Consider the following 26607-nt stretch of genomic DNA (forward strand, 5'->3'; position numbering starts at 1 on the left):
GCAGCATGGCAACCGTCGCGGTCACAGACGATACATTCGACGCCGAAGTAAAAAACTCGCCCATCCCGGTCGTGGTGGATTTCTGGGCTGAATGGTGCGGCCCTTGCAAGCAGATCGGACCGGCGCTGGAAGAACTGTCGTCCGAGATGGACGGCAAGGTCAAGATCGTGAAGGTGGACGTGGATTCGAACCCGAACTCACCCGCTCAGATGGGTGTACGGGGCATTCCCGCGCTGTTCATCTTCAAGGACGGCGAAGTCGTGTCGAACATTGCGGGCGCCCGTCCCAAGGCGGCACTGCAAAGCTGGATCGAAGACTCCATCTGACCCAACGCGAATGGCAAGTTTGCAGGGGCGTCCTTTCGGGCGCCCCTATTGCATTGGCCAACCGAAACGTCGGAATCGCGCGGCGATCCTTTCTGCGGCGTCATCCCGGCCAGCGTTTATCGATTGCTCTTGCCAGAACCACCAAACGTATTTCACGAAATCAGGCCGATGCGTGGCAACTTGTGCGAAGCACTCCTCGAGCCTGTCCATTTCCGCCCGGATGGCGATGTGGTGAAAATCGATCCGGGCGAACAGCAAGGCGGGTTTGCGGAAGAAATATCCAAAGAAGGCCGCGCTTGAGTTCTGCGTGACCACGTAATCGCAATCCCGCAGGTGCGTTTCCATCTCGCCCCGCGCTACAGTGAGCCGGGGGTGGGCACGCTCCATGCTTTGCAGAGCTGACAGCTCGTCTTTCGTGTACTCCTCCTTGGGATGCAGCGTTGCCACGACGTTCCTTTGGGTGTCGTAGCGCAGGCAGTGCCCGATCATGTCCAGCGGTGAACAGGCCTGAAACGAGCGTCGGCGGGTCAGACGTCCCTGAAGGGGTACGTACACATAGCCCGTCCCCCTGGCCTGCTGCGGGCCCTTGCCGAACTGGCGCCTCCCCCAGAACCGGTGGAACCGCACGGCATCCGGCGCATGGATAGACGGATCGAACGCGGCTTGCGCGACGTCCCAGTTCCAGCGTTCCGCGGTCGCCTCTATCTGCCAGAACGGGTATTGATATACCCGCCTGAACACCAGGCCGCGCCGGTCGGGCGGCGGCGCCATGTGAGTCAGCGTGAACCGTTCCCCAGCGTCGGGCTGTTCCGAAATGTCACGAGATTCGACCCTGAACCGGGCGTTTTCGGCCACTTTGATCACGAGATTGATAAAATTGTGTTCGCCCGCCCTTGCACTGCGAAGCAATGGTGCTTCGAGCCGGATCTCCAGTGTTCTGCTGTCGGTCATTTTCGTTTACTGCCTTGCCCAAGACCCGGCAGCCTCTTGTCTGCCCGTTTTATGGGGGCCATATACACCACAGGCAACGCGCAGGACAAAAGAACATGGCAGAAGACTCATTTCCCGGATGGCACGGCACAACGATCATCGGTGTCCGCAAGAATGGCAAGGTGGTCGTGGCCGGTGACGGCCAGGTCAGCCTGGGCCAGACCGTGATCAAAGGTACGGCGCGCAAGGTCCGACGCCTGTCGCCCGGCGGGTTCGAGGTGGTCGCGGGCTTTGCCGGGTCGACCGCTGACGCTTTTGCCCTTCTGGAAAGGCTCGAAGCCAAGCTCGAAGCGACCCCCGGCCAACTGCAGCGCGCCAGCGTGGAACTCGCCAAGGACTGGCGTACCGACAAATACCTTCAAAAGCTCGAGGCGATGCTGATCGTCACGGATGGCAAGGACCTTCTGGTGATTACCGGCGCCGGTGACGTGCTGGAACCCGAACACGGTATCGCCGCGATCGGCTCTGGCGGGAATTATGCCCTTGCCGCGGCACGGGGAATGATCGACAGCGACCGCGACGCCGAGCAGATCGCGCGCGATGCAATGTCCATCGCGGCCGATATCTGTGTCTATACAAACGGCAACCTGACAGTCGAAGCGATCGGCGACGGCGCCTGAGCGTCACGCCTTCAGCGTCGTATCCCACGAACCCGACCTGCCACGGGCCGTACCGAGCGCGCGTGCCTTGCCGATATATTCCGGGCCGAAGGGACGGCGAGGGTCGTAACCGAGGTCTCGGTTTATGCTGGTGACCTTCAGCGGCAAACCACGCCTCCGCGCGAATTGCAGGGTCTCCGTCAAGTCGCCGACTGCGGCATTGCGGCTGAGGATCGACAGCGCGCGTGCTCCGACCTCCACCCCACGGTCCCTTGTCATCTTGAACCGCGGGTCGAGGGATTCGTTGAAAATGATGTAGATCGCGGGCTTCCAGCCCGGCAAAACGTCCTGACCCGTTTGCAGTACAGCGGTTGGCACCGTCAGGATCTCGCTGGTGACGGCACCGTCGGCATGCAGTTCTTCGAACCGCCGGCCACCCACCTCGACCTTGATCCGTTGCGCGGAAAACACCGCGGGTATGCTTGCCGAAGCGGTCAGAACCTGCCGGAACAGCGCCAGACGTTCCGGGTGGCTGGACGCGGCAATCCGGCCAAGATCCCAGATATAGCCTCTCTCGCTGTCAAGCGACGTGGTCTGGACCAGGAGCCTCGCCCCCGAGCGATGTCGCTGGGCGACCTGGTCCACCAACGTCGCGTCGACGTAGGTCGCAACGATCTGGGCAAGCGCACCCTGGGGATAGAGGCTTTGGCCCATGATGGCGCGAAGAGGATTGCGCGGTCCCGCCAGGCTTTCGAGACTTTCGGGCGTGAAGATCTGTTTCAAACCCCCATCTCCTTGCACGCCGAGAAACGCGTAAGGCGCGATCAGCGCCCCCGCCGAGACGCCGGTGACCAGATCGAACATCGGGCGTGTGCCATTCCGTTCCCACCCCAAGAGGAAACCCGCGCCGAATGCACCGCCGGACCCGCCACCCGACAACGCCAGCCAGTTCGGACGCCCCTGTGATCGAGGCAAGGGCCGGAAGAATGCGGCGAGAGCCGCGGGGTCAGCATCCGCAGCGATGCGGATCCTGTCGAACCCGGGCACTTCCGCCACCGCGGCGGCAGAAGCGGAATAGGGAATGCGGCTTTCGCCGGCGCAGCCCGACAACAGCGCCGCCGCTCCGGTCAGCATAAGGCAGCGGCGGTCGATGGCGCCCGAACGGTCCGATACTGTCAACTTTGCCATCGTTCTCGCCGTCGCTGCCGAAAATCATGCGCTCCTGAAGGTTTTCAATACCCCGCCGAACACCTATGTCAACGAAACACAGACACGGAGCCAGAATGACCGACCTTACTCCCCGCGAGATCGTTTCCGAGCTCGACCGCTTCATCATCGGACAGAAAGACGCCAAGCGCGCGGTGGCGGTGGCATTGCGCAATCGCTGGCGGCGCAAGCAATTGGGCGACGACCTGCGCGACGAGGTCTATCCCAAGAACATCCTGATGATCGGCCCCACGGGCGTCGGCAAGACAGAGATCAGCCGCCGGCTGGCCCGATTGGCGCGAGCGCCGTTTCTCAAGGTCGAAGCGACCAAGTTCACCGAGGTCGGTTATGTCGGGCGGGACGTGGAACAGATCATCCGCGACCTGCTGGACTCCTCCATCGCGATGACCCGTGAATTCATGCGCGAGGACGTCAAGACGGCTGCGCACAAGGCTGCCGAGGATCGCGTCATCGACGCCATCGCCGGAACCGACGCCCGCGACGGCACCCGCGAGATGTTTCGCAAGAAGCTGAAGAACGGCGAGCTGGATGATACGGTCATCGATCTCGAAGTGGCCGACACGTCGAACCCGTTCCAGATGATGGATATACCCGGCCAACCCGGCGGCGGGGCGGGGATGATGAATATCGGCGACCTGTTCGGCAAGGCCATGGGCGGTCGAAAGACCAAGAAGCGCCTGACGGTCGCGCAAAGCTACGAGATCCTCATCGGGGAAGAAGCCGACAAGCTGCTGGACGACGAAACCGTGAACCGGAACGCCATCGAGGCGGTCGAACAGAATGGCATCGTCTTTCTGGACGAGATCGACAAGGTCTGCGCCCGGTCGGACGCCCGCGGCGGCGACGTAAGCCGCGAGGGTGTCCAGCGCGACCTGCTGCCGCTGATCGAAGGCACGACGGTCAGCACGAAGTACGGGCCGGTCAAGACGGACCATATCCTGTTCATCGCCTCCGGCGCATTCCATATCGCCAAACCATCCGACCTGCTGCCCGAACTGCAAGGGCGGCTGCCGATCCGGGTCGAACTGCGCGCCCTGACCGAGGAGGATTTCGTCCGGATCCTGACGGAGACCGACAACGCCCTGACGCTGCAATACACCGCGCTCATGGGCACCGAGGACGTCAAGGTCAGCTTCACCCCCGAAGGGATCGCCGCCCTGGCCAAGATCGCTGCGGATGTGAACCAGTCGGTCGAGAACATCGGCGCCCGGCGGCTCTATACAGTGATGGAAAGGGTGTTCGAGGAACTGTCCTACAATGCGCCTGACCGGGCCGGTGAAGAGATCGAGGTCAACGCCGACTTCGTCGAGGAGAACCTTGGCGAGCTGACCCGGTCCACCGACCTCAGCCGCTACGTGCTCTGAAGGTGTTTTAGGCCTTTTCATTTTTTCATGCCCCGCCGATGAAGGGGCATGAACTATCTGAAATTTCTGCGCCTCAACTGGCTGTTTCTCCTCGCGGGCTTTCTGCTGACCTTTACCTCGTCGTATGGGCAAACGTACTTCATTTCCCTCTTCGCCGGCGAGATAAAGGCCGATTTCGGTCTCAGCGACGGGCAGTGGGGCGGCATCTATACCGTCGGAACGACCCTTTCGGCCGTCACGATGATCTGGGCCGGCGTTCTCACGGACCGCTTTCGGGTGAGGGTTCTGGCTCTTGGCGTGATGCTGGCGCTTGCGACGGCCTGCGTTCTGATGGCGCTCAACACGTCGTGGCTTCTCCTGATCTTTGTGATCTTTGCGCTGCGGCTGACGGGGCAGGGCATGATGTCCCAGCTCGGGGCGGTTGCGATGGTCCGCTGGTTCGAGGCTTCGCGCGGCAAGGCGCTGTCGCTTGCATCCATGGGGTTTGCGGTGGGCCAGGCCGTCCTGCCGGTGGTGTTCGTCGGTCTTTTCGCGGTGGCGGAGTGGCGCAGTCTGTGGGTGCTTGCAGGCGGTCTGATCGTCCTGACGATTCCGGTCATCCTTATCCTTCTCAGGCAGGAACGCACGCCGCAGTCCATGGCGGACGAGGCGCAGGTCGCGGGCATGAACGGCGTCCACTGGACCCGGGCACAAATGCTGAAGTCGGGTCTTTTCTTTCTCATGATCCCGATGATCGTAGGTCCGGCGGCCTGGGGAACTGCGCTGTTCTTCCAGCAGGTGCACCTGACCGAGGTGAAGGGATGGGAACTGGTCGCCTTCGTCGCGCTGATGCCGATCTACACCCTCAGTTCCGTGGGGGCGACCTTTGCCTCCGGCTGGGCCATCGACCGTTTCGGCGTCAGCCGGATCGTGCCCATCCAGATGTTGCCATTTGCCGTGTCCTTTGCCGTTCTCGCTTTTGCGGACACAATCTTTGCCGCGGGCATCGGGCTGGTCATTTTCGGGCTGGGGCAGGGCATGCAGAGCACGGCCACGTCCACCTTCTGGGCGGAGTACTATGGCACCAGATACATCGGATCGATCAAGTCGGTCGCGGCCGCATTGATGGTATTTGGATCTGCAATCGGGCCCGGCATCACGGGACTGCTGATAGACTTGGGCATCAGCTTTCCAGAGCAGATGCTGCCGATCTCGCTCTACTACCTGATCGCAGCCGGGATGGCGACATACGGGATCATCCGGTATTTTCCCACGCTGCGCCGCTAGCGTTGGCGCCTGAGATAGACGTAGTAGGCGCCGCCGCCGCCGTGGCTGATGTGAGCGGGAGAGACTTGCAGGACAAGGGCGGCCAAAGGCGGCGTTGCCAGCCACTGGGGCACCTGATGGCGAAGCACACCGTGGCGGACGGGGATCGGCCCGCCGTCGTCGCGCGCCTTGCCTTTGCCGGTAATGACCAGAACCAACCTTTTTCCGCTGCGATGCGCCGACTGGATAAAGCGGTTGAGCGCGGGATGGGCCCGATCCAGTGTCATCCCGTGAAGGTCGATCCTGCCTTCGGGTCTGAGCTTGCCCCGCTTCATCCGTGCAAAGGACTTCTGGTCCATCTGGACTGCGGCGCTGCGAAACTGGTCCGAAAGGGAAGGGACGAGGTCGTGCGTGTTCCGCCGCGGTTTGGGTGCAGGTTTGCCCATCGCCGTTACGGTCGGCTTCCTGATCTCCGGTGGAACGGGGGCCGGCGGGTCGATTTCCGGCGTGAACAGCGACTTGAGGTCCAGCTTTTCCGTCCGGTCCGTGACCCTTCGCCACAGTTCGAGGTCGTCGTCGTTCAGCCGTGGTTTTCGTGCCGGACGTTTCATATCGCGCTTTCGGGCAGAAGCGCATAGGCGCGCTGGATCGGCATCAGCACCATCATGCGGCCCGGATCGCGCAACTTTCCCGCTTCCAGCCCCGCGCGGTCGCCGGTGCCAAAGAACACGTCGGCCCGCTGGGCACCCTTGATCGCACTTCCCGTATCCTGCGCGATCATCAGGCGGCGCAACGGCTTTTCACCGTCCTTCTCGATCCAGACCGGCGCGCCCAGTTTGACAAAGGAAGGATCGACCGCGATGGACCGCATTGCCGTGACGCTGCGGTTCATCGCCCCCAAGGGCCCCTTGTCGGCCGGGACTTCGCTGATTTCGCGGAAGAAAACGTAAGATGGATTGTGATACAGCAGCTCGCGCCCGTCCTCGGGATTGCGCCGGACCCAGTTCTTGATGACCTGTGCGCTCACCTGATGGGGCTGATAGACGCCGCGGCGGACCAGTTCGACCCCGATCGACTTGTAAGGGTGCCCGTTTGCACCGCGATAACCCACGCGAACGTAGCGCCCATCCGGCAGACGGATGCGTCCGGACCCCTGGATCTGGAGAAAGAACAATTCGACGGGATCATCCACCCAGGCGATCTCGAGGCCCCGACCGGCGAGCACCTCGCCATCGAGAATTTCGCGGCGGGTCAGCCAGGGGTTCTGCGCCAGGGCTTCGTCCGGCATCTGGTAAACCGGATAGCGAAATCGGTCGGACCGGTAGAGATCGCCGTCAAGCTCAGGCTCGAAATAGCCCGTGAACAAGGCGTCCTGGCCATCTTCGATCAAAACGGGCCGGAAGAAGAGTTCGAAGAACTGGCGCGGATCGGGATCAGTCTGGGCAAACCTGCAAACCGCGGTCCAGTCGACCTCGTCCATGTCGCGGCACGTGTTCAGAAAGGTTTCCAACGCGGATGCATGGTCGTCGTTTTCCCAGCCGTCGAGCTGGTCGAAATCCATCACGGTATAGGTGACATCATTCGCAAAAGCGGCGGTCACCGCCGCGACCCCCGCCCATGCCGAAACCAGAACCGCATGGATCAGCCGTCTGTGGAAACGAGCATCCAATTCGGATCATCCGAGCCCATGATGCGCGCAAAGACCCAAGTGTCTTTCTGCCGCTTGATTTCCTTGGTGCTACCTTCGACGATGTCGCCTGCGGAGTCGCGGACAGCGGAGGTAAGTTCGGCGACGAACCGGATCGTAAGTTCGGCTTCGTTGGTGTCCTCGTCAAGTTTCGCGTCGACCAGTTCGGTTTCGCGAACGCCGATGAAATGCGCCTCGATGGTCAGGCCCTGGTCTTCGCGGGCGGCAACGCCGTCGACGAAACTCTCGTAGATTTCCTCGCTCAGGAACGGCTGGATCTGGGCCAGTTCACCCTTCTCGTATCCCATGACGATCATCTCGTAAGCGCCGCGCGCCCCGCTGAGGAAATCGCTGACACCAAAGGACGGTTCGATCCTTTTCATCCGTGCCAGCGCCTTGCCGGCATCGCTGTCTTCGGGCAGATGGTCCGCGATGTCGAGATCCGGCCCGCCTTCGATGACCTCCAGTGCGGGCCCGGTACGGCGTTGCGGCGACTGATCGGTTACCGGCGGCTTCTCAAAGCCCTCGCGTGTCCCCAGCACGTTTCTGAGCCGCAGGATCAGAAATACGGCAATCCCGGCCAAAACGAGAAGCTGTATCAAGGGTGAATTCATTGGAACCTCTTGCGGGTGAAACATGGAAACACGACGGTTGAGCACTTATGTAGGTGCTTGACCGGGGCGAGTCCACTCTGCCTCCCAGATAAGGACCCTACCGTATGTGGCTATTGATCGCATTCCTTGCCATTCCGCTGATCGAGATCACGCTTTTCATCCAGATCGGTGGTGCCATCGGCCTGGGCTGGACACTGGCGATCGTGGTGGTCACGGCCATCCTTGGCGCATCGCTCGCCCGGTCCCAAGGGGCAATCGCATTGGGCCAGTTGCGCAGTTCCTTCTCCGACATGCGTGATCCGACGGAGCCTTTGGCACATGGGGCCATGATCCTTTTCGCCGGGGCGCTGCTGCTGACACCGGGTTTCTTCACCGATGCGGTCGGTTTCTCCCTGCTGATCCCCGGTGTGCGGCGGGCCGCGTTCGAGTTCCTGCGCACGCGGATCAAAGTTCAGAGCTTTTCCTCGCATCCCGGCGCCGGGCCCGACCCGCGCCACTCTCCCCGGCACGGTCCCATGCGGGGCAGTGATGTGATCGAAGGCGAGTATCACGAGATCGACGAGACGGACCGCAAGTCAGGCAAGCCCTCGGGATGGACCCGGCACTAGCCAAGGCATTGAGCGCTGTCGCGCAACCTGATAAGCCCGACCGCAACCAACATCTGCGAGGAAAAACAAATGGCCGAAGAGGCACCGAAACAACCGACCGCGCCGTCGATGCGCGTACTGGGCCAGTTCATCCGGGACATGTCGTTCGAAAACATCATGGCTCAGAAGGGCGCGCCGACCGACGTCCAGCCCGACGTGCAGGTTCAGGTCAACCTTGATGCCAAGAAACGTCCGACCGAGCATCAGTTCGAAACGGCGATCAAGCTGAATGTCACGTCCAAGAACAAGGGCGGCGACCAGACGCTTTTCGTGCTGGAACTGGATTATGTCGGCATCTTCCACATCGAGAACGTGCCGGACGACCAGATCCATCCGTTCCTTCTGATCGAGTGCCCGCGCATGATCTTCCCGTTCCTGCGTCGGGTTGTCAGCGACATCACGCGCGACGGGGGTTTCCCGCCGCTGAACCTGGAAAACATCGACTTCATGTCGATGTACCGCAACGAGGTCGCGCGCCGTCAGCAGGCGGAAACCCCGCCCAAGGCCGACGCCTAGATCTGACGCCAGAGAACGTCGTCGCCCAGCTTGCCGATGAATTCGGCGTGGGCGGCGGCCTCGCGTTCGGACAGACGTGGATCAAGCGGGCGGGGACGGGGTTTCGGCACCCAGTCCGTGTGGGGTTCATCCGCAGTGCGTTGAGGTTGTGCCGACAAGGCAAAGTCGGGCTGCCGGCCCCCGATAAGCTCAAGATAGACTTCCGCGAGGATTTCGCTGTCGAGCAGCGCGCCGTGCAGCGTTCTCGATGAATTGTCGATGTTGAACCGTCGGCACAGGGCATCGAGCGAAGCCGGGGAACCGGGAAAGCGCTTCTTTGCTATCGCCAGGGTGTCGATTGCCTGTTCCCACGGAATCTGCGGGAGGTTCATCCATTTCAGTTCGGCATTGAGAAACTTGATGTCAAAGGCGGCGTTGTGAATGACAAGCTTGGCGTCACCGATGAAATCGAGGAAAGCGCGGCCGATTTCGGCGAACTTGGGTTTGTCGCGCAGAAAGTCGTCACCAAGGCCGTGCACCTGGAAGGCTTCCTCAGGCATGCTGCGTTCGGGATTAATGTACTGGTGATAGGTCCGCCCGGTAGCTACATGACCCATCAGCTCCACCGCACCGATCTCGACGATACGGTCCCCGGTCTCGGGATCGAACCCGGTGGTTTCGGTATCAAGCACGATCTCACGCATTGTTCAGCTCCTTCCGGATGGTCCTGACCACCTCCTGCACCTGCTGGCGGGCGTGTTCAATGGTGTCCGTTTCGATCACGAAATCTGCAAGCGCCCGTTTTTCCTCTGCCGGCATCTGCTTGGCCCTGATGGCCTCGAACTGCTCGGGCGTCATCGTCCCCCGTGCCAGAACGCGCTCGCGCTGGGTGGTGTCGTCCGTGTAGACGCAGACTGTCGCGTCCACGCGGGCCTGTCCGCCGGTTTCGAAAAGCAGGGGGATGTCCATCACGACGATATCGGCATCGGCCTGCACGAGGAAATCCGCCCGGTCACGGCCGACCAGCGGATGCACGATACCCTCGATCGTCTTCAATGCGCCGGGATCGCGCGCGATGATCTGCTTGAGCACCTCGCGAGAGATTGCGCCGTCGCGGAGCGCTTCGGGAAATACAGCGGACAACGGGGCGACCGCCGCTCCGCCCACGTCATACAGGCGGTGCACGGCGGCGTCCGCATCCCAGACGGCGCAGCCTTCTGCCGCGAACATTCTTGCAGTGGTCGACTTGCCCATGCCGATCGACCCGGTGAGACCCAGCGTGAACATCAGCGCAGCGCCGCCGCACGTGTGGCCCGGTCAACTTCGGGCCGTTTGCCGAACCAGCGCTCGAATCCCGGCACCGCCTGATGAAGCAGCATGCCCAATCCATCCACGGTAACGCATCCCATCTCCTCCGCCGTTTCCAGAAGGCGGGTCTTGAGTGGCGCATAGACAAGGTCTGTCACCACGGTGCCCGGCTGCAAACCGTCGAGGGGCACACGCATCTCGCTTTTGCCGATCATTCCAAGCAATGTCGTGTTTACCACCAGATGCGCGTGATCCAGCATATTGCCTGCCTGAACCCAGTCATAGACACGAATCCGGCTGCCGAAATCGGTCTTGAGCTTGTCCGATCGAACTCTTGTGCGGTTCGACAGCAGGATCTCGGGCACGCCCGCGTCAAGCAGCGACGCGATCACGGCACGGGCCGCGCCGCCTGCACCGAGGACTGCCGCAGGCCCCGAGCGCGGATCCCAGTTCGGCGCACCGTTTCTCAGATTCTCTATGAATCCATAGCCGTCGGTGTTGTCCGCGTGGATCTTGCCGTCCTTCCGGAAGATGAGCGTGTTTGCCGCACCGATCAGGATGGCCCGGTCTGTGACCAGGTCAGCAATGGACATGACCGCTTCCTTGTGCGGAATCGTGACATTCACCCCGACGAAACCCATGGCAGGAAGCGTGCGTATCACGGTTTCCAGATCCTGGGGGGCGACATCCATCGGAATATAGTATCCGGCCAGCCCGTAGGTCTTGAGCCAGTGCGCCTGCAATTGCGGGGACTTGGAATGTGCGATCGGCGATCCGATCACTCCCGCCAGCGGAATTTTCGGCAAGGTCATGTGGCAAGGTCTCCGCGCAGGGCAAGGTAGTTGAGCATCTCCAGAAGTGGCATACCCAGAACGTGAAAGTAATCCCCTTCGATCGAGGTGAAAAGCCGCGCGCCTTCCTCTTCCAGCTTGTAGCACCCGACCGCGTGACGGATGCTGTTCCAGTTCCGGGAGACGTAGTCGCGCAGGTAGATGTCGGACAGATCGCGCATCCTCAGCCGTACCGTGCCGACATGACGCCATACCGGTTCACCGCTTTCATAAAGAACCGCGGCCGCATGAAGCGCGTGTCTGTCGCCCCGCAGGTTCGTGAGCTGGGAAATCGCGTCCGCTTCGCTCTCCGGCTTTGACATCAAGGTTCCCCGGTGATCCAGCACCTGATCGCACCCGATGACGAGCGCGCCCGGGTTTTTCTCGCTGATCCGGCGTGCTTTCATTTCCGCCAGTGCATCCGCGATGTCCCTTGGCGGGGCACCTTCCGCGATGAGCGCGTTCTTGATCATTTCTTCGTCGATCCGCGCGACCTCCACCTTGTGAGCGACATTCACCTGCTGAAGCAGCTTGGTACGGATCGAAGACGCTGAGGCGAGGATGATCGGCAAAGACATGGGGATAAACCTGTGCAGGACGTTTAGGAAAAATTAGGGAAATATCCTCGGTAAGAACAGTCCCCTCCAACCATCCCCATTTCAGCGTTTTCTCGGGCAGATATGCCGCCGCGATCCACGGGTGGACAAGCAAAACTTTCGTCAGGGGAAGAATCGAATTACGCAAAAACTGTCCCGGCTGATATCCACATGTCAACTTGGATGCAGGGTCGCTTTTGCTGTGGTTTCAGCCCCGTTTTTCCTGCTTGACGACAGGTTATGCACAGGGGTCGAAGGCCAGCTTCGCATTGTGGAAGGAACCCGGTAAAAGTTGCTAATCCACAGGATCCGGCGTCCCTACATACAACATCATCTTTCTTCTTTTCTTTATTATTAATAGAAGGTCTCGGGTAACCGGAGCTGGACATGTCTGATCTTCTTGCCATCACCTATCCCTGGATCAAGGGCCTGCACATCATCTCGGTGATCTCATGGATGGCTGCCCTGTTCTATCTGCCCAGATTGTTTGTCCATCATACAGAGAAGGCAGGCATCAGCGGGGGAACCCACGAGATTTTCACGCTGATGGAATACAAGCTTGCAACGGTCATCATGCGACCGGCCATGATCGCGACCTGGATTTTCGGTATCGCTCTGGTCTTCACGCCGGGTATCGTCGATTGGGGCGCCGTATGGCCGTACACCAAGGCAGCTGGCGTAATCGCCATGACCGGATTTCATGAATGGCTGATGGCGAGGATGCGAGATTTCGGGCAGGGGCGCAATTCACTGACCGGGCGCCAGTACCGCCTGATGAACGAGGTACCGACGGTTCTCATGATCCTGATCGTGTTCTCCGTGGTGGTGAAGTTCTGATCCGATTGACTTGGCCCGCGCCGGCGCCTATATCAGGGCGACGCTCCGTCCGGGGTGATTGCCTAGCTTTGACATTTCAACGATGACCAGCCGTTGCGCCACAGGCGTCGATGCTGCACGGGATTTAACATGACAACCGACACACTGAACCTCGCCGACCTCAAGGCACAGACGCCCAAGAACCTGCTGGCCATGGCCGAAGAGCTGGAGATCGAGAACGCATCCACCATGCGCAAGGGCGAGATGATGTTCCAGATCCTCCGGGAACGGGCAGACGAGGGATGGGAAATCTCGGGCGACGGTGTGCTCGAAGTTCTTCAGGACGGCTTTGGTTTCCTTCGCTCGCCTGAGGCGAACTATCTTCCCGGTCCTGACGACATCTATGTGTCGCCCGACATGATCCGCCAGTGGTCCCTGCGGACCGGGGACACCATCGAAGGTCTCATCAAGGCGCCGGACGACAACGAACGCTACTTTGCCCTGACCGAGGTCACGAAGATCAATTTCGAGGAGCCCGAGAAAGCGCGGCACAAGGTGGCCTTCGAGAACCTCACACCGCTTTATCCCGACGAGCGGCTGACAATGGAAGTGGACGATCCCACCATCAAGGACCGGTCGGCCAGGATCATCGACCTGGTATCGCCCATCGGCAAGGGCCAGCGGTCGTTGATCGTCGCTCCGCCCCGGACAGGCAAGACGGTGCTTCTTCAGAATATCGCGAACTCCATCGAGAAGAATCATCCGGAGTGCTATCTGATCGTTCTGCTGATTGATGAACGCCCCGAGGAAGTGACCGACATGCAGAGGTCGGTCAAAGGTGAAGTCGTATCGTCGACGTTCGACGAACCTGCGACACGTCACGTCGCGGTGTCTGACATGGTCATCGAGAAGGCCAAAAGGCTTGTTGAGCACAAGCGAGATGTCGTCATCCTGCTGGATTCGATCACGCGACTGGGCCGGGCGTTCAACACCGTTGTGCCCTCTTCCGGGAAGGTGTTGACCGGCGGTGTGGATGCGAACGCGCTGCAACGGCCGAAACGCTTCTTCGGTGCGGCACGGAATATCGAGGAGGGCGGCAGCCTTACCATCATCGCGACAGCGCTGATCGACACCGGTAGCCGGATGGACGAGGTGATCTTTGAAGAATTCAAGGGTACGGGTAACTCGGAAATCGTGCTCGACCGCAAGATCGCGGACAAGCGCGTTTTCCCTGCCATCGATATCCTCAAGTCGGGCACCCGCAAGGAAGACCTGCTGGTCGACAAGACCGATCTGCAGAAAACCTTTGTTCTGCGGCGGATCCTGAACCCGATGGGTACAACGGATGCGATCGAGTTCCTGATCGGTAAACTGAAACAGACCAAGACGAATTCCGACTTCTTTGACTCGATGAATACCTGATTTCCTTTATATATCAGTTGGTTAAAGAGAATGGAGACAATCTTCGCCCAAGCGACTGTCATGGGCCGGGCTGGTGTTGCGGTGGTCCGCGTCTCCGGACCGGCGGCATTCCAGATCGGCGCATCCCTTGCTGGCTCGGTGCCCGGACACCGCCAATCGGGTGTGAGATACCTTCGCGACGACGCGGGTGAAGTGCTGGACCAGGCGCTCGTGCTCGCTTTCGAGGGGCCCCACAGTTTCACTGGCGAAGATGTCGTGGAGTTTCACCTCCACGGGAGCATCGCGGTCATTCGTGCCGTTCTCGGGCGGCTTAGTGAATTCGAAAATTGCCGGCTTGCCGACCCCGGAGAATTTTCCCGCAGGGCCATGGAAAACGGCCGGATGGATCTTGCTCAGATCGAGGGTCTTGGTGACCTGATCGAGGCCGAGACCGAGGCGCAGCGGAAGCAAGCGATGCGGGGTCTGACCGGAAAGCTCGCGCAACGGGTCGAGGAATGGCGGAGTGATCTGATCCGTGCTGCATCCCTTTTGACGGTGACCATCGATTTCGCCGACGAGGATGTCCCTGTCGATGTGTCCGATGAAGTTGCGGAATTGCTTCAGACAGTTCTTGAGGGTGTCGAGAACGAACTGGAAGGTGTGAACGCGGCTGAGCGTATCCGGTCCGGGTTCGAGGTTGCAATCGTCGGTCCGGCAAACGCGGGTAAGTCGACGCTGTTAAACGCGCTTGCGGGGCGCGATGCTGCGATTACCTCTGAAGTGGCTGGAACAACCCGTGATGTGATCGAGGTGCGGATGGATATAGGAGGTCTGCCCGTGACCTTTCTGGATACGGCCGGGCTGCGGGAGACGGCAGACAGCGTCGAGCGGATTGGCGTGCAACGCGCCTTGGAAAGAAGCCTTGCTGCAGATCTTCGTATTTTTCTGAACGAAGAGGGCGAAGAACTGATCGTGGCGCCGTTCCCCGAGGATATCGTGCTTCGCCCGAAGGCCGACCTGAGATCGGACAAGACCGATGCGATCTCAGGGCATACCGGGGAGGGGGTTGCGCAGCTCATCTCCAGAATTCAGCGTATCTTGGAAACGCGTGTGCAGGGTGCCGGACTTGCCACCCAAGAGAGGCATCGCGTCGCATTGGTGCATGCGCGGGAATCCCTCATTTCTGCAATAACCATGGCATTCAGCGGGTCTTCGCATTATGATTTCGCTGCAGAGGAATTGCGTCTGGTGATTCACGCCCTAGAAGGTTTGATCGGGCGTGTGGATGTCGAAAATTTCCTCGACGAGATTTTTGCGAACTTTTGCATTGGCAAATGATGGAGTGTTTCACGTGAAACATTTTGAGGTTGTTGTCATTGGCGGTGGCCATGCCGGGACAGAAGCGGCCCATGCGTCGGCGCGTATGGGGGCGGCGACTGCGCTGGTCACCATGCGGCGCGAGGATATTGGCGTCATGTCGTGCAATCCCGCCATCGGAGGGCTTGGGAAAGGCCACCTCGTCCGCGAGATCGACGCGATGGACGGTGTCATGGGAAGGGTGGCGGACGCGGCCGGGATCCAGTTTCGACTGCTCAATCGTCGAAAAGGACCAGCGGTCCAAGGCCCGCGCACACAGGCCGACCGAAAGCTCTATCGCCAAGCAATGTTGAGGGAAACGATCGCTCAACCAAACCTTGAGATCATCGAAGGAGAAGTCGTCGATCTGCTCATGAAAGGTGGTGTCGCTTCCGGCGTCGTCCTCGCGACGGGCGAGGAAATTTCGGCGAAGGCCGTCGTCCTGACGTCAGGTACGTTCTTGAGGGGCCTCATTCACATCGGTGACGTATCCTATTCGGGCGGACGAATGGGCGACAGGCCGTCGGTACAATTGGCCGACCGGTTGGATCAGTTCGACCTTAGAATGGGCCGGTTGAAAACCGGGACGCCACCGCGGCTCGACGGGCGGACAATCGATTGGTCGGGCTTGCAGATGCAGCCCGGGGATGACGATCCGGTTCTGTTTTCCTTCTTGTCGGAGCGTCCGGCCGCACGCCAGATATCCTGCGGGATCACCCACACGAACAACGCGACGCACGACATCATCAGGGCAAACCTCGCGCGGTCGGCGATGTACGGCGGAATGATCGAAGGAACCGGCCCAAGATACTGTCCCTCGATCGAGGACAAGGTTGTAAGGTTCGCGGACAAGGTTTCGCACCAGATCTTTCTAGAACCAGAAGGGATCGACGATCATACGATCTACCCCAACGGAATTTCGACATCTCTGCCTGAAGACATTCAGGAGTTGTATGTCCGCTCCATTAAGGGTTTGGAGGAAGTAGAGATCCTTCAGCCCGGTTATGCCATCGAATACGATTACGTCGATCCACGAAGCCTCGATCCAACCCTCGAGTTGAAGAATGTTCCCGGGCTGTTTCTCGCAGGCCAAATCAACGGTACGACGGGGTATGAGGAGGCCGCGGCGCAAGGCCTGGTTGCCGGGTTGAACGCGGTGCAGCGTGCTCGCGGTGGCGCAGATATCCTCTTCAGCCGCGCGCAAAGCTACATTGGTGTGATGATCGACGACCTCACGACACGGGGCGTCACCGAGCCCTATCGGATGTTCACATCCCGTGCAGAGTTCCGGCTGTCGCTCCGCGCGGATAATGCTGACCAGCGGCTGACGCCGCTCGCAATCGAAATCGGCTGCGTTTCCGATAATCGGGCCGACCGTTTCAACGAAAAGATGAGCCAATTGACGGCTGCCAAGGATTTGCTCTCCAAGCGGACCTTTACACCCAAAGAGTTGAGCGTCGTCGGGATCGGCTTGGGCAAAGATGGCGGCCGCCGATCCGGCCTTCAACTTCTGTCGTTTCCGGACGTCAATTTTGGCGACATGACGCCGTTGATCCCGGAACTTGATGAGTTTTCGCCCGCGATCGGTCAGCAGGTCCAGTATGACGCGCTTTACGCAAATTATCTGGATCGGCAGGCACGGGACATCAACTCCTTGCAGAAGGATGAGGCGCATAAAATTCCCGCCGATTTCGATTACGAGGGTCTTGATGGCCTATCCAACGAGTTGACCGCCAAGTTGATCAACGCGAAACCCGCAAATCTGGCGCAGGCAGCCCGGATAGAAGGTATGACGCCGGCTGCCTTGCTTCTGTTGCTGTCCCGGCTGCGGCGGCAGGACGCACGGAAGAGGGCGTAATGCAATTTGACCATCAAGATGTTTCACGTGAAACATCGGATCGACTGGAGACCTTCGCCCAGCTGGTACGGAAGTGGACGGCCAAGATCAATCTGATCTCCCGCAATACCGTGGGTGAGATCTGGGATCGCCATATCCGCGATTCCATGCAGTTGCTCGATCTTGCTCCTGACTTTGATCATTGGGCCGATCTGGGGAGCGGCGGAGGGTTTCCCGGCGTCGTCATCGCAATTCTCGCGAAGGAAGGGTCCGCCAGACCAAAGTTTACGTTGGTCGAAAGTGATCTGAGAAAAGCTGCGTTCCTGAGGACAGCGGTTCGCGAACTCGACCTGGATGCAACTGTCCTGGCAGAGCGCATCGAAAACCTGTCACCCTTGAACGCGAACGTGCTGTCCGCAAGGGCTCTGGCGGATTTGACGACGCTTGTCTCATTCGCCGATGTCCACCTCGCGCCAACTGGCACGGCAATATTCCCCAAGGGTCGGAATTGGCGAGAGGAGCACAGGAAAGCGCAGGAAGCGTGGTCGTACTCGCTTTCCCCGGTAGATAGCCGGACTGACGAGGATGCCGCCATTTTGATCATCAAGGATATCAAGCGTGTCTGATTTGTCCCGGCCTGAAGGCCCGAAGATAATTGCGGTTGCCAATCAGAAGGGCGGTGTCGGCAAGACGACCACTTCGATCAATCTCGCCGCGGCACTCGTCGAGCTTGGCAAGCGCGTGTTGCTTGTCGATCTCGACCCACAAGGCAATGCGTCCACCGGACTTGGCGTCGAAAATGACGAGAGGGACTATACCACGTACGAACTCTTGCTCGAAGACGTCGATCTGGATGAAGTGGTTCAAGGTACAGACATTGATGGGCTTTTCATCGTACCCGCAACGGTAGACCTCAGCTCCGCGGATATCGAATTGATCTCCAATGAAAAGCGAAGCTTCCTTTTGCACGATGCCCTTCGGCAGACCGCGATGGACGCGTTTGCCTTTGACTACATCCTGATCGATTGCCCACCGTCTTTGAACCTGCTGACTGTGAATGCCATGATCGCGGCGCATTCGGTGCTGGTTCCTCTCCAAAGTGAGTTTTTTGCCTTGGAAGGGTTATCGCAGCTGATGCTGACCATCCGCGAAGTTCGACAGAGCGGAAACAAGGATTTGCGGATCGAAGGCGTCGTGCTGACAATGTATGACCGCCGGAACAATCTTTCGCAGCAGGTCGAAAGCGATGCGCGCAGCAATCTTGGCGACCTGGTGTTTCAGACCGTCATTCCGAGAAACGTCAGGGTCAGCGAAGCGCCCAGTTTCGCGATGCCGGTCTTGTCTTATGATACGACATCAAAGGGTGCGTCGGCCTACCGGTCGCTCGCCAAAGAACTGATCAATAACAATACAATCTGAGGGAATCGCATGTCGGATAAGCAGGAACGTAAACGCGGGCTGGGGCGGGGTCTTTCCGCATTGATGTCAGACGTCACCGAAACGGAACGTCAGGCGGCACAGGGGGTCGCCGCGGCGGAGCGTTTCGTGCCGATCGAGCAAATCTCGCCAAATCCGGAGCAGCCCCGCAAGAGATTCGGCCAATCGGAGCTTGATGACCTCGCTTCCTCCATCAAGGAGAAAGGCGTCATCCAGCCGCTGATCGTCCGGCGGCGCTCCGATGACAGTTTCGAGATCGTGGCGGGTGAACGTCGCTGGCGTGCTGCACAGCTTGCGCAGCTTCATGAATTGCCTGTCATCGTGCGGGAGTTTTCCGATGTCGAAGTGCTTGAAGTTGCCATCATCGAGAATATCCAGCGCGCTGACCTGAATGCGATCGAAGAGGCGGCCGGCTATCGCCAACTGATGGACAAGTTCGGGCATACCCAGGAGAAAATGGCCGAAGCCCTGGGCAAGAGCCGCAGCCATATTGCGAACCTCCTGCGTCTGCTCAGCCTTCCGGAAGGCGTGATCGACCTGGTTCGATCCGGCGAATTGAGTGCTGGCCACGCCCGCGCACTTATCCCCGCCACTGACCCGATGAAATTGGCTCAGGCGGTGATCAAAGGCGGACTGTCCGTTCGGGCGACCGAAGCCTTGGTCAAGAAATCACTGCAAGAGACATCCGGTCAGCCCGACAAGACGCAAAGCAAACAGCAAAAAGACGAGAAGGATGCGGATACCAAGGCGCTTGAGGGGGATCTGTCCGCGTCGTTGGGGATGAAGGTCACGCTAGATCACAAGCCGGGCCAGGAGTCAGGCCAATTGACCGTCAAATACGATTCTCTTGACCAACTGGACGAACTCTGCCGGATACTGGGTGGAAATTAATCTGGCAGCAAGGCTTCCAATACCGAATTCAGAACGATAAAGCCTTGATCTGTAACGTTAATTCTCTCATCTGAGTGCTCGACCATCCCGATATCGATGAGATGGTCGAGCGCGCCCGGATCAACGGGAGCACCTGCAATCGCCGCATAGCGCTTCAGGTCTATTCCTTCCTTTAGCCTAAGACCCATCAGCAGGTATTCGGTCGCCTGATCGGTATTCGTGAGCAGGGCGCGAGGCTTCTCCGACGTTCCTTTACCAACGCCCGACAACCACCGGCCGGGCTGAAGGTGACACTCGGTCGCCCATTTCGATCCGGCGAGGGTCAGCCGTCCATGCGCCCCCGGACCAATGCCGACATAATCGCCGTAGCGCCAATATATAAGATTGTGCCGGGATTGCGCACCGTCACGGGCGTGGTTCGATACCTCGTAGGCCGGCATGCCGTTCTCGCCACACAGGTCTTGCGTCAAGGCATAGAGATCAGCACCAAGATCCTCGTCGGGCAAGCCACGCAATTTTCCGCGGGCATAGCGATCGCCGAAGGCAGTGCCGGATTCAATCGTGAGCTGGTACAGGGAAAGGTGATCGACCGCGAGTGACAGCGCCTGCTTGAGCTCCTTCCGCCAGTCTTCCAACGTCTGGTCCTGCCGGGCGTAGATCAGATCGAAACTGACCCGGTCGAACTGATTGCGGGCAATATCAAAAGCGGTCAGGGCCTCTTCGACAGTGTGAAGTCGCCCAAGTCGGCGCAAATCCCTGTCGTTCAAAGCCTGTATCCCCATGGACACCCGGTTCACACCCGCTTGTCCGAATGCGGTGAACCGGCCAGCCTCCACCGACCCCGGATTGGCTTCGAGCGTAATTTCCAGGTCATTTGCCGTGGGCCAATGACCTTTTATCGCGGTAATGATGTCGGCAACCGTATCCGGATCCATCAGGCTGGGCGTCCCGCCGCCAAAGAAGACGGCGTTCAGGACGCGACCCCTTGTTTCGGCCGCCGCGCGTTCCAATTCCGTCAGGTAGGCATTGCGCCAGGCACGATGATCGATCGCGCGGCTTACGTGGCTGTTGAAATCGCAATAGGGGCACTTCGCTTCGCAGAACGGCCAATGGATATAAAGACCGAATCCCCCGTTTTGCCAATCTTCAGTCAAAGCAGCCCTTGATAAGCTTGGCGAAGACATCCGCGCGGTGGCTGATCGCGTTTTTTTGATCCGCGGTCATTTCGGCAAAGGTCTGTTCGTGCCCGTCCGGTTGGAACATCGGATCATACCCATGCCCGAGCTCTCCGCGGATCGGCCAGACCAGGGTTCCGCTGACCTTGCCCTCGAACACTTCATCATGACCATCGGGCCATGCCAGTACCATGGTGGCCCGAAAGCGGGCACTGCGGGGATGCGGCGCGCCCGCTTTCTCGAGCAGGTCATGAGTCTTTTGCATCGCCATCATGAAATCACGGCCTTGGGGAGTCTCGGCCCAATCGGCGGTGTAAACGCCGGGTGCGTTATCGAGCGCCTCGACCTCTATCCCGGAATCGTCGGAAAGCGCAGGGATGCCGGCGGCCTTGGCAGCCGCGTGCGCCTTGATCCTCGCGTTACCCACGAAGGTGTCTTCGATCTCTTCCGGTTCCGGCAGGTTCATCTCCGCCGCGCCGACAACGCTGACCCGGTAGGGGGCGAACAGTTGTCTCAGCTCTTCGAGCTTCCCGGCGTTGTGGGTGGCAAAGAGAACGCGTTCGTCGGTGAACTTGCGGGTCATGCCGTTACGGACTTCTGAACAGCGACGAGTTCGGAGACGCCTTTTTCGGCCAGATCCATGAGCTGGTTCATCTGATCCCGGGAATAGGTCGACCCTTCAGCACTCATCTGCACCTCGATCAGCTTGCCGCCCCCGGTCATGATGAAGTTGCCGTCAACACCTGCCTCCGAATCCTCGGGATAATCCAGATCCAGCACGGGCTGTCCGGCGTAAATACCACAGCTTACCGCAGCGACAGGATCGACAAGCGGATCGGAGATCACATCGCCCGCCTTCATCAGCTTGTTGACGGCAAGCCGAAGCGCGATCCACCCCCCCGTGATGGAGGCGCAACGCGTGCCCCCGTCAGCCTGAAGGACATCGCAGTCGATGGTGATCTGACGTTCTCCGAGAGCGACACGATCAACCCCTGCACGCAAGGCACGGCCGATCAGGCGCTGGATTTCCACCGTGCGACCGCCCTGCTTGCCCATCGCCGACTCGCGGCGCATCCGCGTGTTCGTCGCGCGGGGCAGCATCCCGTATTCGGCCGTGACCCAGCCAAGGCCCGAGCCCTTGATGAACGGCGGCACGCGGTCCTCTATGGTCGCGGTGCACAGAACGTGGGTGTCTCCCACCTTGATCAGCGCGGACCCTTCCGCATGTTTGGTAAAACCGACCTCAACAGAGACGTCGCGCATTTGATCGAGTTTCCGGCCTGAAGGTCGCATGTTTCATCCTCTTTGAACTGCATTGGGCATAGCGCCGTGACGCGTCAGGATGCAACCCCGATTGACGTTTGCGCAAAGCCTACCTTTATTAAGGGCATGAACGAAACTTCGGATCTTCTCAAAGAGATGAACGATAGATCCCGCGAGGTATTCCGGCGGGTGGTCGAGGGCTATCTGGCAAGTGGTGATCCCGTCGGATCGCGGACGCTGACCCGCGATTTCAGCGAAAAGGTGAGCGCGGCGACCATTCGCAACGTCATGCAGGATCTTGAATACCTCGGCCTGTTGGGTTCCCCCCATGTCAGTGCCGGTCGGATACCCACGCAGCTGGGTCTTCGCATGTTCGTGGATGGCATGATCGAGCTCGGCGATCCGACCGAAACGGACCGCGAAAAAATCGATGCCACGCTCGGCGACAACGCATCCGATGTCGGCGGGCTTCTGGACCGTGTGGGATCAGCGCTGTCCGGCGTGACCCAGGGGGCGTCGCTGGTGCTGACGCCAAAGCACGAGGCGCCGATCAAGCATATCGAATTCGTATCGCTGTCCCATGACCGGGCGTTGGTGGTTCTGGTGTTTTCCGACGGGCACGTTGAAAACCGCCTGTTCACGCCACCGATAGGTCAGACCCCCAGTTCGATGCGCGAGGCCGCGAATTTTCTCAACTCGCTGGTCGAAGGCAAGACGCTGACCGAACTGCAACGGAGCATCGCCCGAACGATCGCGGAGCGCCGTCAGGAAATCGACATTCTGGCGCAGCAGCTGGTGGAGAGCGGTCTCGCGCTCTGGACCGGTGAGGACGAGAATTCGGAACGGCTGATCGTCCGGGGCCGCTCGCACCTTTTGGGTACCGACGCCGAGGAGGAAGACCTCGCACGCATCCGCTCGCTGTTCGATGATCTGGAACGCAAGCGCGACATTGCCGAGTTTCTGGAGCTTGCCCAGACCGGCGAGGGCGTGCGCATTTTTATCGGCTCGGAGAACAAACTTTTCTCACTTTCGGGTTCCTCTCTGGTCGTTTCCCCTTATATGAACGCTGATCGAAAGGTGATTGGGGCCGTCGGCGTGATCGGTCCCACCCGATTGAACTACGGTCGTATTGTACCGATTGTAAATTACACTGCGCAACTGGTCGGCAAGCTGATTTCCGACCGGAGCTAGAGGGGAAAAATGGCTGAGCCTAAGAACGATGATTTTCTCGACGATATCGACGCGGCGGAACAGGACGAGTTCGCCGACACAATTGCGGAGATCGACGACGAAGCGTTGGAACTGGATCAATTGCGGGCAGAGCGCGATCAGCTGAAGGACCGTTTCATGCGCGCGCTCGCGGACGCCGAAAACGCGCGCAAGCGGTCGGACAAGGACCGCCGCGAGGCAGAGAATTACGGCGGGTCAAAGCTGGCCCGTGACATGCTGCCGGTCTACGACAACATGAAGCGCGCGCTGGAAGCGGCGACTGACGAACAGCGCGAAGTTTCCGGCCCGCTTCTGGAAGGCGTGGAGTTGACGATGCGTGAACTCCTGAATGTCTTCAAGAAACACGGAATCGAGATCATCGCGCCCGAGGTCGGGGACCGCTTCGATCCGAAACTGCACCAGGCGATGTTCGAGGCCCCTGTGCCGGATACCAAGGCGGGCGATATCATTCAGGTCGCTGCCGAAGGTTTCATGTTGCACGACCGCCTTCTGCGCCCCGCGCAGGTTGGCGTCTCATCCATGACGGGCAGCTAGGCTGGCAAACGCTGGATTCGTGTATTTATTGAACAATGAAGGGGCGGTCAGGTTTTGGCCGCCTCTTTCAGTTTGTACAGCAGATCAAGCGCCTCGCGCGGGCTCAGCTCGTCCGGAATTATTGCGGCGAGTTGTTCGTCCACGATGGATTTCTGTTGTGGTTTCGGGGCGGCTGCCGGACTGACCGAGAACAGCGGCAGGTCGTCGATCAGGGTCTTCTGGGTCGCGCCGCCTTCGCGTTCGCCCTTTTCCAGTGCGTCCAGAACGACCCGAGCGCGGGCGATGACCGAATCCGGCAGCCCGGCAAGCTGCGCGACCTGTACGCCGTAGGACCGATCGGCGGCGCCAATGCGCACCTCGTGCAGGAAAATGACGGTTCCGTCCCACTCCTTGACCGCGACAGTCGCGTTTTCGACGCCGTCCAGCTTGTTGGAGAGCGCTGTCATCTCGTGGTAGTGGGTTGCGAAAAGGGCGCGGCACCGGTTTGCATCGTGCAGGTATTCGAGCGTGGCCCAGGCAATGGACAACCCATCGTAGGTTGCCGTACCTCGGCCGATTTCGTCTAGGATCACCAGCGCGCGGTCATCCGCCTGATTGAGGATCGCAGCGGTTTCCACCATTTCGACCATGAAAGTCGACCGTCCGCGCGCGAGGTCATCGGACGCCCCGACGCGGCTGAACAACTGACTGATCAATCCGATATGCGCGCGATCGGCCGGCACGAAACTACCCATCTGTGCCATCAGCGCGATCAACGCGTTCTGACGCAGGAAGGTCGATTTGCCTGCCATGTTCGGACCTGTCAGCAACCAGATGTGCGCGCCATCTCCCTCGATCCCGAGGTCGCAATCGTTGGCCACGAAAGAGTCACCCGATTGCTGGCGCATCGCCCGCTCGACCACGGGATGCCGACCGCCCTGAATGTCGAAGGCGCGGCTGTCGTCCACCATCGGCCTGACCCAGTTCTCCGCCTGCGCCAGATCGGCCAGCCCGAATGCAAGATCGATCTCGGCCAGCCCGGATGCGGCGGTGCCGATTTCCGCGGCATGGGACAGCACGGTGTGCCTCAAATTCTCGAAAATGCGCTTTTCGATGTCCAACGCGTGATTGCCGGCATTAAGGATCTTGGTCTCCATTTCCGACAGTTCCACGGTCGTGAACCGAACCTGGTTTGCCGTGGTTTGACGATGAACGAAGCGGTCCGACAGTGGCGGCGACATCATCCTTTCCGCATGGGTTGCAGTGGTTTCGATGAAGTAGCCCAGCACGTTGTTATGCTTGATCTTCAGAGAAGAAATCCCCGTGTCAGACACGTATTGCTGCTGCATGCCCGCGATCACGCCCCGACCCTCGTCGCGCAGCTTGCGCGCATCGTCGAGTTCTTCTTCGTAGCCCGGCGCGACGAATCCGCCATCACGGACCAGCAGGGGCGGCTCGGCGATCAAGGACTGGTCCAGAAGATCTACGATGTCTTCGTGTCCTTTCAGTGATGCGGCTGCTTCCGCCAGCAGCGACGGCAGTTCGAGAGTGCCGAGCCTTTCTGCAAGCAGGGCTGCTTCGGACAAACCGTTCCGGATCGCGGCCAGATCGCGCGGCCCGCCCCGATCGAGCGACAGACGCGACAAGGCGCGGTCGAGGTCGGGAACCTTGCGCAAAGACTCCCTGACGGTCTGTGTGATCCTCGAGCTATCGAATGCGAACGATACGGCGTCCAGACGGCGCTGGATCGTGTCCAGAACCCGTGATGGGCTCGATATGCGCCGTTCGAGCAGGCGCGCGCCGGCTGCGGTACAGGTGCGGTCCATGATGGCCAGAAGCGAACCTGCCCGTCCGCCGCCCAGCGCATGGGTCAGCTCGAGATTTCGCCGGGTCGATGCATCGATCTGGACGTTCCGGGCCTCATTCTCCTTTTGGGGATGCCGCAGAAGGGGCAGCTTTCCCTTCTGCGTGATCTCCAGATAGTCGATCAACGCGCCCATGGCCGAGACTTCCGCCCGGCTGAAGCTGCCGAACGACTCCAGGGTCTCGACATTGTAGAGCGCGCAGATCCGCTTTTCCGCGTTGCTGCTGTCGAAGGCGGATCGCGCGAGACCGGTCAGGGCGATGCCGAACTCCGCCTCGAGATGGCGGTGATTCTGTTCGCGGGCTTCGGACACGATCAGTTCCGCGGGGGCGAGGCGCGCCAGTTCCGGGCCCAGCCGCACCGCGGGCAGGGCCATGACCTGCAGGAATCCTGTCGAAATATCGACCCAGGCGAGCGCGGCTTCGTCACGGACTTCTGCAAAGGCGGCGAGATAGTTGTGCTGCCGCGCATCGAGAAGCGTTTCCTCCGTCAATGTTCCTGGCGTCACCAGCCGTACAACGTCGCGTTTCACAACCGATTTGCTGCCGCGCTTCTTGGCTTCGGCCGGGCTCTCCATCTGTTCACAGATCGCTACCCGAAATCCCTTGCGGATCAGGGTCAGCAGGTATCCTTCCGCGGCATGGACCGGGACGCCGCACATCGGGATGTCGTCACCGGCGTGCTTGCCGCGCTTGGTCAGGGCGATGTCAAGCGCTTCTGCCGCCGCGACGGCATCGTCAAAGAACATCTCGTAGAAATCGCCCATGCGATAGAACAGCAGGGCGTCGGCATAGTCGGCCTTCAACTCCAGGTACTGCGCCATCATCGGCGTTATCTTGTCGCTGCTCACCTGCATTCCCCCTTGATTGTGTGTCTGTACAAAAACAGCCGGCGCA

The 26607-nt window shown here is 60.0% G+C and carries 28 protein-coding genes; 15 read left to right on the forward strand and 13 right to left on the reverse strand.

Annotated features, from left to right (window positions below; all coding sequences use genetic code 11):
- Positions 1-5: 5 nt before the first annotated feature.
- The gene (gene trxA, locus BOO69_RS18005; protein ID WP_071973424.1) at positions 6-326 is read left to right on the forward strand and encodes a thioredoxin; all 321 of its coding nucleotides are present in this window, start codon (positions 6-8) and stop codon (positions 324-326) included.
- 45 nt (positions 327-371) lie between these two features.
- On the opposite strand, the gene BOO69_RS18010 is transcribed toward trxA, so the two are convergent.
- Positions 372-1277 (reverse strand): hypothetical protein, encoded by a 906-nt coding sequence (locus BOO69_RS18010; RefSeq protein ID WP_071973425.1) that lies wholly within the window; start codon positions 1275-1277, stop codon positions 372-374.
- 95 nt (positions 1278-1372) lie between these two features.
- Here BOO69_RS18010 and hslV point away from each other — a divergent pair, with 95 nt between their 5' ends.
- A complete protein-coding gene (gene hslV, locus BOO69_RS18015; protein WP_071973426.1) occupies positions 1373-1936 on the forward strand; it encodes an ATP-dependent protease subunit HslV in 564 nt (187 codons plus the stop codon).
- Positions 1937-1939: 3 nt separating this feature from the next.
- On the opposite strand, the gene BOO69_RS18020 is transcribed toward hslV, so the two are convergent.
- Positions 1940-3103, reverse strand: a complete 1164-nt coding sequence (locus BOO69_RS18020) for a patatin-like phospholipase family protein (protein WP_071973427.1) — start codon at positions 3101-3103, stop codon at positions 1940-1942.
- 95 nt (positions 3104-3198) lie between these two features.
- On the opposite strand from BOO69_RS18020, the gene hslU reads away from it, so the two are divergent.
- Both hslU and BOO69_RS18030 read left to right on the forward strand, forming a co-directional pair.
- Complete coding sequence (gene hslU, locus BOO69_RS18025) at positions 3199-4506, forward strand: ATP-dependent protease ATPase subunit HslU (RefSeq protein WP_071973428.1); 1308 nt, start codon at positions 3199-3201, stop codon at positions 4504-4506.
- 48 nt (positions 4507-4554) lie between these two features.
- Entirely contained in the window at positions 4555-5772 is a 1218-nt protein-coding gene (locus tag BOO69_RS18030) for an MFS transporter (protein ID WP_071973429.1), read from the forward strand.
- Here BOO69_RS18030 and BOO69_RS18035 read toward each other — a convergent pair.
- From BOO69_RS18035 to BOO69_RS18045, 3 genes are all read right to left on the reverse strand, one after another.
- Complete coding sequence (locus BOO69_RS18035; RefSeq protein ID WP_071973430.1) at positions 5769-6362, reverse strand: Smr/MutS family protein; 594 nt, start codon at positions 6360-6362, stop codon at positions 5769-5771. The genes BOO69_RS18030 and BOO69_RS18035 overlap by 4 nt on opposite strands.
- A complete protein-coding gene (gene mltA, locus BOO69_RS18040; protein WP_156875001.1) occupies positions 6359-7312 on the reverse strand; it encodes a murein transglycosylase A in 954 nt (317 codons plus the stop codon). The genes BOO69_RS18035 and mltA overlap by 4 nt, the downstream gene beginning before the upstream one ends.
- 80 nt (positions 7313-7392) lie before the next feature.
- The gene (locus BOO69_RS18045) at positions 7393-8052 is read right to left on the reverse strand and encodes a Tim44/TimA family putative adaptor protein (RefSeq protein WP_071973431.1); all 660 of its coding nucleotides are present in this window, start codon (positions 8050-8052) and stop codon (positions 7393-7395) included.
- Positions 8053-8156: 104 nt separating this feature from the next.
- On the opposite strand from BOO69_RS18045, the gene BOO69_RS18050 reads away from it, so the two are divergent.
- A complete protein-coding gene (locus tag BOO69_RS18050) occupies positions 8157-8660 on the forward strand; it encodes an FxsA family protein (RefSeq protein ID WP_071973432.1) in 504 nt (167 codons plus the stop codon).
- Positions 8661-8729: 69 nt separating this feature from the next.
- A complete protein-coding gene (gene secB, locus BOO69_RS18055) occupies positions 8730-9215 on the forward strand; it encodes a protein-export chaperone SecB (protein WP_071973433.1) in 486 nt (161 codons plus the stop codon).
- Here the strand turns inward: secB and dnaQ are convergent.
- Genes dnaQ through BOO69_RS18075 form a run of 4 tightly spaced genes read right to left on the reverse strand, consistent with a single transcriptional unit; the run spans position 9212 to position 11910 of the window.
- On the reverse strand, positions 9212-9898 hold the full coding sequence (gene dnaQ, locus BOO69_RS18060) for a DNA polymerase III subunit epsilon (RefSeq protein ID WP_071973434.1): 687 nt from the start codon (positions 9896-9898) through the stop codon (positions 9212-9214). The genes secB and dnaQ overlap by 4 nt on opposite strands.
- Positions 9891-10484 carry a dephospho-CoA kinase gene (coaE, locus tag BOO69_RS18065; protein WP_071973435.1) on the reverse strand — a complete coding sequence of 198 codons (594 nt, stop codon included), beginning with the start codon at positions 10482-10484 and terminating at the stop codon, positions 9891-9893. Before coaE ends, dnaQ begins: the two co-directional genes overlap by 8 nt.
- Positions 10481-11314 carry a shikimate dehydrogenase gene (locus tag BOO69_RS18070; protein ID WP_071973436.1) on the reverse strand — a complete coding sequence of 278 codons (834 nt, stop codon included), beginning with the start codon at positions 11312-11314 and terminating at the stop codon, positions 10481-10483. The genes coaE and BOO69_RS18070 overlap by 4 nt, the downstream gene beginning before the upstream one ends.
- Positions 11311-11910, reverse strand: a complete 600-nt coding sequence (locus BOO69_RS18075) for a Maf family protein (RefSeq protein ID WP_071973437.1) — start codon at positions 11908-11910, stop codon at positions 11311-11313. Before BOO69_RS18075 ends, BOO69_RS18070 begins: the two co-directional genes overlap by 4 nt.
- A gap of 405 nt (positions 11911-12315) precedes the next feature.
- On the opposite strand from BOO69_RS18075, the gene BOO69_RS18080 reads away from it, so the two are divergent.
- The 7 genes from BOO69_RS18080 (at position 12316) to BOO69_RS18110 (ending at position 19666) form a co-directional block, all read left to right on the forward strand.
- Positions 12316-12765 (forward strand): CopD family protein, encoded by a 450-nt coding sequence (locus tag BOO69_RS18080; RefSeq protein WP_071973438.1) that lies wholly within the window; start codon positions 12316-12318, stop codon positions 12763-12765.
- Between the two features lie 129 nt (positions 12766-12894).
- Positions 12895-14166, forward strand: a complete 1272-nt coding sequence (rho, locus tag BOO69_RS18085; protein ID WP_071973439.1) for a transcription termination factor Rho — start codon at positions 12895-12897, stop codon at positions 14164-14166.
- 30 nt (positions 14167-14196) lie between these two features.
- Positions 14197-15483, forward strand: coding sequence for a tRNA uridine-5-carboxymethylaminomethyl(34) synthesis GTPase MnmE (mnmE, locus tag BOO69_RS18090; RefSeq protein WP_071973440.1), 1287 nt, complete (start codon positions 14197-14199; stop codon positions 15481-15483).
- 13 nt (positions 15484-15496) lie between these two features.
- Positions 15497-17359 carry a tRNA uridine-5-carboxymethylaminomethyl(34) synthesis enzyme MnmG gene (gene mnmG / locus BOO69_RS18095; RefSeq protein ID WP_071973913.1) on the forward strand — a complete coding sequence of 621 codons (1863 nt, stop codon included), beginning with the start codon at positions 15497-15499 and terminating at the stop codon, positions 17357-17359.
- A complete protein-coding gene (gene rsmG, locus BOO69_RS18100) occupies positions 17359-17964 on the forward strand; it encodes a 16S rRNA (guanine(527)-N(7))-methyltransferase RsmG (protein ID WP_071973441.1) in 606 nt (201 codons plus the stop codon). The genes mnmG and rsmG overlap by 1 nt, the downstream gene beginning before the upstream one ends.
- Complete coding sequence (locus tag BOO69_RS18105) at positions 17957-18757, forward strand: ParA family protein (RefSeq protein ID WP_071973442.1); 801 nt, start codon at positions 17957-17959, stop codon at positions 18755-18757. The genes rsmG and BOO69_RS18105 overlap by 8 nt, the downstream gene beginning before the upstream one ends.
- Positions 18758-18766: 9 nt before the next feature.
- Entirely contained in the window at positions 18767-19666 is a 900-nt protein-coding gene (locus tag BOO69_RS18110; protein WP_071973443.1) for a ParB/RepB/Spo0J family partition protein, read from the forward strand.
- On the opposite strand, the gene hemW is transcribed toward BOO69_RS18110, so the two are convergent.
- Genes hemW through rph form a run of 3 tightly spaced genes read right to left on the reverse strand, consistent with a single transcriptional unit; the run spans position 19663 to position 22134 of the window.
- Positions 19663-20850, reverse strand: coding sequence for a radical SAM family heme chaperone HemW (gene hemW / locus BOO69_RS18115; RefSeq protein WP_156874968.1), 1188 nt, complete (start codon positions 20848-20850; stop codon positions 19663-19665). The genes BOO69_RS18110 and hemW overlap by 4 nt on opposite strands.
- Positions 20813-21424, reverse strand: a complete 612-nt coding sequence (rdgB, locus tag BOO69_RS18120; RefSeq protein WP_071973445.1) for an RdgB/HAM1 family non-canonical purine NTP pyrophosphatase — start codon at positions 21422-21424, stop codon at positions 20813-20815. Before rdgB ends, hemW begins: the two co-directional genes overlap by 38 nt.
- Positions 21421-22134 carry a ribonuclease PH gene (rph, locus tag BOO69_RS18125; protein ID WP_071973446.1) on the reverse strand — a complete coding sequence of 238 codons (714 nt, stop codon included), beginning with the start codon at positions 22132-22134 and terminating at the stop codon, positions 21421-21423. Before rph ends, rdgB begins: the two co-directional genes overlap by 4 nt.
- Positions 22135-22260: 126 nt before the next feature.
- Here rph and hrcA point away from each other — a divergent pair, with 126 nt between their 5' ends.
- Together hrcA and BOO69_RS18135 are read left to right on the forward strand one after the other, a co-directional pair.
- Complete coding sequence (gene hrcA, locus BOO69_RS18130; RefSeq protein WP_418361311.1) at positions 22261-23295, forward strand: heat-inducible transcriptional repressor HrcA; 1035 nt, start codon at positions 22261-22263, stop codon at positions 23293-23295.
- Between the two features lie 9 nt (positions 23296-23304).
- On the forward strand, positions 23305-23868 hold the full coding sequence (locus BOO69_RS18135) for a nucleotide exchange factor GrpE (RefSeq protein WP_071973448.1): 564 nt from the start codon (positions 23305-23307) through the stop codon (positions 23866-23868).
- A gap of 47 nt (positions 23869-23915) precedes the next feature.
- On the opposite strand, the gene mutS is transcribed toward BOO69_RS18135, so the two are convergent.
- Positions 23916-26567: a DNA mismatch repair protein MutS gene (mutS, locus tag BOO69_RS18140; RefSeq protein WP_071973449.1), complete on the reverse strand. Its 2652-nt coding sequence runs from the start codon at positions 26565-26567 to the stop codon at positions 23916-23918.
- Positions 26568-26607: the final 40 nt, after the last annotated feature.

The sequence above is a fragment of the Sulfitobacter alexandrii genome, assembly GCF_001886735.1.
Taxonomy (GTDB): Bacteria; Pseudomonadota; Alphaproteobacteria; order Rhodobacterales; family Rhodobacteraceae; genus Sulfitobacter; species Sulfitobacter alexandrii.